Origin of the sequence: Streptomyces sp. CB02366, assembly GCF_001905905.1 — a bacterium.
GTDB lineage: Bacteria > Actinomycetota > Actinomycetes > Streptomycetales > Streptomycetaceae > Streptomyces.
Window position 1 is genome coordinate 625,434 of record NZ_LIVT01000003.1, and the last position, 7,067, is coordinate 632,500.

Below are 7,067 nucleotides of genomic sequence, written 5' to 3' on the forward strand. Positions count from 1 at the left end.
GCCAGACTCCACCGTGTCCCTCCCGCAGGGGTTGACCGTTTCACCCGGGCCTCTTCGGAAGCCTGCCCGGTTCCACTTTGGCTCACCGCCACCGCACACCGTCAACGGACGGCCGGGCAGAGGTCAAATCGTTGCAACGTACCAGGCCGGAACCGGTCGCCGGACCACCCGCTCCGATCGCCCCCCGTCCTCCGCGCCGCGGACCCATACTGATGCGCCCGCGTACCACCGGGGCGACTTGTCCCGAACTCGGCCCTCGTGTACCCGGGACCTTCGCCGAAGGTCTAGCCTGGCAGGCGAGTCGAAGCGGCGAGAAACGGGCACAGGACTCGGGGAAGCGACGAGACACCAATATGGGGAGTGCTGTGATCACCGCGCGCGCGGCCGCCACGTTCGAACCGGTCGGGCGCTCTGTCGCGACCGCCCGCGCCTTCGTCCGGGACACGCTTCAGGGGTGGGGCTACAACGATGTCGTCGACGACGCCGTCGTTCTCACCAGTGAGCTCGTGACCAACGCCGTCGTCCATGCGGGCACCGCCGCGGACGTGTTGTGCCTGCGCACCGCGGAAGGCGTTCGCGTCGAGGTCGCCGACCACTATCCGGAACGCGAGGTACCGCTCCAGAGCAGCGGCATCGACTTCGGCAGCCCCGACCGTGAGAACGGCCGCGGGCTGCTCCTCTGTGCCGCCCTGGCCTCCCGCTGGGGCGTGGAGTACAGCCCCACCCGCAAGCACGTCTGGTTCCAGCTGGACCTGCCCCACCGGCCGGTGGGCATCCGCTCGGCGGGCCCGGTCCTGCCCACCTCGCTCCTGCCCGTCACGGACGGGCGAGTCCGGGTCGCCGTGGTCCAGATCGACGGCACGGGCGCGATCAGCGCCTGGAACGACGACGCGACGTATGTGTTCGGGCACACCACGGAGCAGGTCACCGGCAAGCAGTTCACCGACTTCGTGGCCTGGCCGCACACCCCCGGGACCAGCACGGGCATCGCCGACGCCCTCCGGCTCTCCCGCTGGGAGGGCAGCTACGGGGTCCGCGGCGCCGACGGCCGGACCATCGCCGTCTACGCCTCGCACCTGAGGGTCCGCGACAACGAGGGCGAGCCGTCTACGGTCTGCCTCCTCGTCCGCGACGACGAACGCGCCGTCCTCCAGTCGCCGGTCCGCGCCCCGGTTTCCGACGCCTCGTCCGACAACCGTACGGCGGACCCCTTCGAGGTGTTCATCGGCTCCCCCGCCCCCGACGACCTGGACGGCCTCCTGCAGCGGACGGTGGAGCGGGCCCGCGACATGCTCGACGCCGACGCGGCGTTCCTCCTGCTCGCCACGGACGACGAGACGGAGCTGGAGGTCCGCGCGACGACGGGCCTCCCCTCGGCCCGCCAGCGCTTCGCCCGGGTTCCCGTCGAAGCCGGTACGGGACGCTACGGCTCCGCCCGCATGCCCGCCGTCCACGAGGACCTGACCGCCGTGCCCGGCGCCGTCCCCCTGCTCGCCGACACGGGGATGCGCTCGGTCGTCACGGTGCCGCTGAAGGTCGAGGGAAGGCTCACCGGCTCCCTCGGCGTCGCGGCGGAGGGCGCCGGCCGTTACTCGAACGAGGAGGCCCTGCGCCTCCAGTTCGCCGCCGACCGCATCGCGCTCGCCGTGGAGTCCGCGCGCCTCGGCGAGCTGGAACGGCTGCGCCGCGGCTCCCTGTCGTTCCTCGTCGAGGCGTCGGACCTGCTGGCCGGCACGCTCGACCGGGACCAGACCCTGGCGCTCATGGCCCAGATGACGGTCCCGACCCTCGCCACCTGGTGCGCCGTCTACACGATCGCGGACCAGTCCTCCGAGCCGTACCTCTCGTATGTGCTCCATGAGGACGAGGACCTCATCGACGGGCTCAAGGCCCTGCTCTCCACGATCTCCCCGCCCGATCCGGTGCCGGCCCCGGGCGCCCGTGTCTGGGCCGCGCCTTCGGAGGCGGGGCACCGGGCGGCCCTGGCCACCTCGACCCGCAGCCTGGCCTACGACGCTCCGTTGAGCATGAGCACGGCCACCCGCACCACGCTCGCCACGGCCCAGGCGGTCGGCGGTGAGACCGTGGTCCTCCCGCTGGTCGCCCGCAACCGCGTGATCGGCATGCTGACGCTCGGGAAGCCCTCGGACGACCACTTCCGCCAGGAGATCCTGGAACTGGCCGAGGACCTGTCCCGCCGGGCCGCCCTGGCCCTGGACAACGCCCGCCTGTACTCGGAGCGCATGGCGATCAGCCAGTCCCTCCAGCGCAGTCTCCTGCCTCCGGGCCTCCCCGACGTGCCGAACGTGGAGATCGAGGTCATCTACCGTGCCGCCGGGGAGGGCAACGAGGTCGGGGGCGACTTCTACGACGTCTTCCCGATCAGCGACGGCGCGTACGGCTTCGCCATCGGCGACGTCTGCGGCACGGGCCCTGAGGCGGCGGCCGTCACGGGTCTGGCCCGCCACGCGCTGCGCCTGCTGGCCCGCGAGGGCTTCGGCGGCCCCGCCGTCCTGGAGCGGCTGAACGCGGCGATCCTCGACGAGGGCGCCCGCAGCCGCTTCTTGACCCTGCTGTACGGCGAGTTGTGGCCCCGGGAGGACGGCAGCGCCCTCCTGAAGGTCGTCTGCGCCGGCCACCCTCTGCCGCTGCGTCTGCGCCAGGACGGCTCCGTCGAGCCGGCCGCCGAACCGCAGCCCCTCCTCGGCGTCCTCGACGACCTGGAGCTGTACGAGCAGGAGGTCGTCCTCGATCCGGGCGACGTCCTGCTGTGCGTCACGGACGGTGTCACCGAACGCCGTGAGGGAACCCGCATGCTGGGCGACGACGGTCTCGCGGAGGTCCTGTCGACCTGTACGGGCCTGACGGCCGGAGCGGTGGCCGCCCGCATCCTGCGGGCCGTGGAGCGCTTCGCCGCCGAGCCCGCGTCGGACGACATGGCGATCCTCGCGATGCGTGTCCCCGAGCCCCCGTTGGTCTGACCCGCCCCGTCCGGTCTCAACGCGAAAGGCCCCCGCCATCAGGCGGGGGCCTTTCGTTTCTCTCTGAGCCCCAATGCGGAATCGAACCGCAGACCTTCTCCTTACCATGGAGACGCTCTACCGACTGAGCTATTGGGGCCTCGTTGCCCTGCGGCAACGAGGTAAACCATACACGGGATCGGGGATTGCTCATAATCGGTGTCGTTCCTGGTCCCACGGACCATAAGCGCCGTCCCTTACGCCCCTTTCGCAGCCCTCTCCGGGGGCCCTCAACAGGTCGCACGGCCGGCACTCCTGCCCGCCGCCGGAGGCCGGGACGACACCACCAGGCACTCGGAGGCAGGAAGTGCCGGCCCCACCCAAGTCGAACCGGACAACCCGGTGAACGGGTCGGGGAAGAATGGGTGGTGAACGCAGGAAAGCCCCGCACCATGACGGTGCGGGGCTTCCCACAATAATTGTTCGGCGGCGTCCTACTCTCCCACAGGGTCCCCCCTGCAGTACCATCGGCGCTGAAAGGCTTAGCTTCCGGGTTCGGAATGTAACCGGGCGTTTCCCTAACGCAATGACCACCGAAACACTATGAAACAATCAAACACACCGGACAGAAACACGGCCGTTCGTTATTTCAGAACTAACACAGTGGACGCGAGCAACTGAGGACAAGCCCTCGGCCTATTAGTACCAGTCAGCTCCACCCGTTACCGGGCTTCCACATCTGGCCTATCAACCCAGTCGTCTACTGGGAGCCTTAACCCCTCNGCGTCAGCGCTCAGGCGGGCGCCGGGGGGTGGAGCGCGCGCGGCAGCCGCGAGGGCCGAACTGAGGACAAGCCCTCGGCCTATTAGTACCAGTCAGCTCCACCCGTTACCGGGCTTCCACATCTGGCCTATCAACCCAGTCGTCTACTGGGAGCCTTAACCCCTCAAAGGGGGTGGGAACACTCATCTCGAAGCAGGCTTCCCGCTTAGATGCTTTCAGCGGTTATCCTTTCCGAACGTAGCCAACCAGCCATGCCCTTGGCAGGACAACTGGCACACCAGAGGTTCGTCCGTCCCGGTCCTCTCGTACTAGGGACAGCCCTTCTCAATATTCCTACGCGCGCAGCGGATAGGGACCGAACTGTCTCACGACGTTCTAAACCCAGCTCGCGTACCGCTTTAATGGGCGAACAGCCCAACCCTTGGGACCGACTCCAGCCCCAGGATGCGACGAGCCGACATCGAGGTGCCAAACCATCCCGTCGATATGGACTCTTGGGGAAGATCAGCCTGTTATCCCCGGGGTACCTTTTATCCGTTGAGCGACAGCGCTTCCACAAGCCACTGCCGGATCACTAGTCCCGACTTTCGTCCCTGCTCGACCCGTCGGTCTCACAGTCAAGCTCCCTTGTGCACTTACACTCAACACCTGATTGCCAACCAGGCTGAGGGAACCTTTGGGCGCCTCCGTTACTCTTTAGGAGGCAACCGCCCCAGTTAAACTACCCATCAGACACTGTCCCTGATCCGGATCACGGACCCAGGTTAGACATCCAGCACGACCAGAGTGGTATTTCAACGGCGACTCCACAACCACTGGCGTGGCCGCTTCACAGTCTCCCACCTATCCTACACAAGCCGAACCGAACACCAATATCAAACTATAGTAAAGGTCCCGGGGTCTTTCCGTCCTGCTGCGCGAAACGAGCATCTTTACTCGTAGTGCAATTTCACCGGGCCTATGGTTGAGACAGTCGAGAAGTCGTTACGCCATTCGTGCAGGTCGGAACTTACCCGACAAGGAATTTCGCTACCTTAGGATGGTTATAGTTACCACCGCCGTTTACTGGCGCTTAAGTTCTCAGCTTCGCCGCCCCGAAAGGCAGCTAACCGGTCCCCTTAACGTTCCAGCACCGGGCAGGCGTCAGTCCGTATACATCGCCTTACGGCTTCGCACGGACCTGTGTTTTTAGTAAACAGTCGCTTCTCGCTGGTCTCTGCGGCCACCCCCAGCTCACCGAGTAAATCGGATCACCGGTGATGGCCCCCCTTCTCCCGAAGTTACGGGGGCATTTTGCCGAGTTCCTTAACCATAGTTCACCCGAACGCCTCGGTATTCTCTACCTGACCACCTGAGTCGGTTTAGGGTACGGGCCGCCATGAAACTCGCTAGAGGCTTTTCTCGACAGCATAGGATCATCCACTTCACCACAATCGGCTCGGCATCAGGTCTCAGACTTCAATGCACGACGGATTTGCCTACCGTGCGTCCTACACCCTTACCCCGGGACAACCACCGCCCGGGCTGGACTACCTTCCTGCGTCACCCCATCGCTTACCTACTACAAGTCTGGTTCATCGGCTCCACCACTACCCTCAACTCCGAAGAGATCGGGCCGGCTTCACGGACTTAGCATCGCCTGATTCAGTACTGGGCGTTTCAAAGCGGGTACCGGAATATCAACCGGTTGTCCATCGACTACGCCTGTCGGCCTCGCCTTAGGTCCCGACTTACCCTGGGCAGATCAGCTTGACCCAGGAACCCTTAGTCAATCGGCGCACACGTTTCTCACGTGTGTATCGCTACTCATGCCTGCATTCTCACTCGTGAACCGTCCACAACTCGCTTCCGCGGCTGCTTCACCCGGCACACGACGCTCCCCTACCCATCCGTACTCCCGTTGGGGATATGTGTACGAATGACACGACTTCGGCGGTACGCTTGAGCCCCGCTACATTGTCGGCGCGGAATCACTTGACCAGTGAGCTATTACGCACTCTTTCAAGGGTGGCTGCTTCTAAGCCAACCTCCTGGTTGTCTCTGCGACTCCACATCCTTTCCCACTTAGCGTACGCTTAGGGGCCTTAGTCGATGCTCTGGGCTGTTTCCCTCTCGACCATGGAGCTTATCCCCCACAGTCTCACTGCCGCGCTCTCACTTACCGGCATTCGGAGTTTGGCTAAGGTCAGTAACCCGGTAGGGCCCATCGCCTATCCAGTGCTCTACCTCCGGCAAGAAACACACGACGCTGCACCTAAATGCATTTCGGGGAGAACCAGCTATCACGGAGTTTGATTGGCCTTTCACCCCTAACCACAGGTCATCCCCCAGGTTTTCAACCCTGGTGGGTTCGGTCCTCCACGAAGTCTTACCTCCGCTTCAACCTGCCCATGGCTAGATCACTCCGCTTCGGGTCTAGAGCGTGCAACTCAACCGCCCTGTTCGGACTCGCTTTCGCTACGGCTTCCCCACACGGGTTAACCTCGCTACACACCGCTAACTCGCAGGCTCATTCTTCAAAAGGCACGCAGTCACGACTGACAGCACAAGTGCTGCCAGCGACGCTCCCACGGCTTGTAGGCACACGGTTTCAGGTACTATTTCACTCCGCTCCCGCGGTACTTTTCACCATTCCCTCACGGTACTATCCGCTATCGGTCACCAGGGAATATTTAGGCTTAGCGGGTGGTCCCGCCAGATTCACACGGGATTTCTCGGGCCCCGTGCTACTTGGGTGTCTCTCAAACGAGCCGTTGATGTTTCAGCTACGGGGGTCTTACCCTCTACGCCGGACCTTTCGCATGTCCTTCGCCTACACCAACGGTTTCTGACTCGCCTCACAGCCGGCAGACTGTGAAAGAGAGATCCCACAACCCCGCATGCGCAACCCCTGCCGGGTATCACACGCATACGGTTTGGCCTCATCCAGTTTCGCTCGCCACTACTCCCGGAATCACGGTTGTTTTCTCTTCCTGAGGGTACTGAGATGTTTCACTTCCCCTCGTTCCCTCCACACTGCCTATGTGTTCAGCAGCGGGTGACAGCCCATGACGACTGCCGGGTTTCCCCATTCGGAAACCCCCGGATCAAAGCTTGGTTGACAGCTCCCCGGGGACTATCGTGGCCTCCCACGTCCTTCATCGGTTCCTGGTGCCAAGGCATCCACCGTGCGCCCTTAAAAACTTGGCCACAGATGCTCGCGTCCACTGTGCAGTTCTCAAACAACGACCAGCCACCCACCACCCCACCCGAAACCGGATGAGTTCACTGGGGCCGGATCAGAAGGACAGCCACAATTCGGCCGCACCCTCAGACACCCAACAA

1 protein-coding gene, 1 tRNA gene and 2 rRNA genes are annotated in these 7,067 nt (G+C 64.1%); 1 reads left to right on the plus strand and 3 read right to left on the minus strand.

All coding sequences use genetic code 11. The features are described 5' to 3' along the window. Positions 1-353: 353 nt before the first annotated feature. On the plus strand, positions 354-2,981 hold the full coding sequence (locus AMK24_RS11395; RefSeq protein WP_073767699.1) for a SpoIIE family protein phosphatase: 2,628 nt from the start codon (positions 354-356) through the stop codon (positions 2,979-2,981). A gap of 66 nt (positions 2,982-3,047) precedes the next feature. Here AMK24_RS11395 and AMK24_RS11400 read toward each other — a convergent pair. The 3 genes from AMK24_RS11400 to AMK24_RS11410 all read right to left on the minus strand — a co-directional run bounded on the left by AMK24_RS11400 (position 3,048) and on the right by AMK24_RS11410 (position 6,932). After that, positions 3,048-3,120, minus strand: a tRNA-Thr gene (locus tag AMK24_RS11400). A 321-nt stretch (positions 3,121-3,441) separates the two neighbouring features. Further along, positions 3,442-3,558: ribosomal RNA gene (rrf, locus tag AMK24_RS11405) — 5S ribosomal RNA — on the minus strand. 247 nt (positions 3,559-3,805) lie between these two features. Then, a 23S ribosomal RNA gene (locus tag AMK24_RS11410) occupies positions 3,806-6,932 on the minus strand. Positions 6,933-7,067 lie beyond the last annotated feature (135 nt).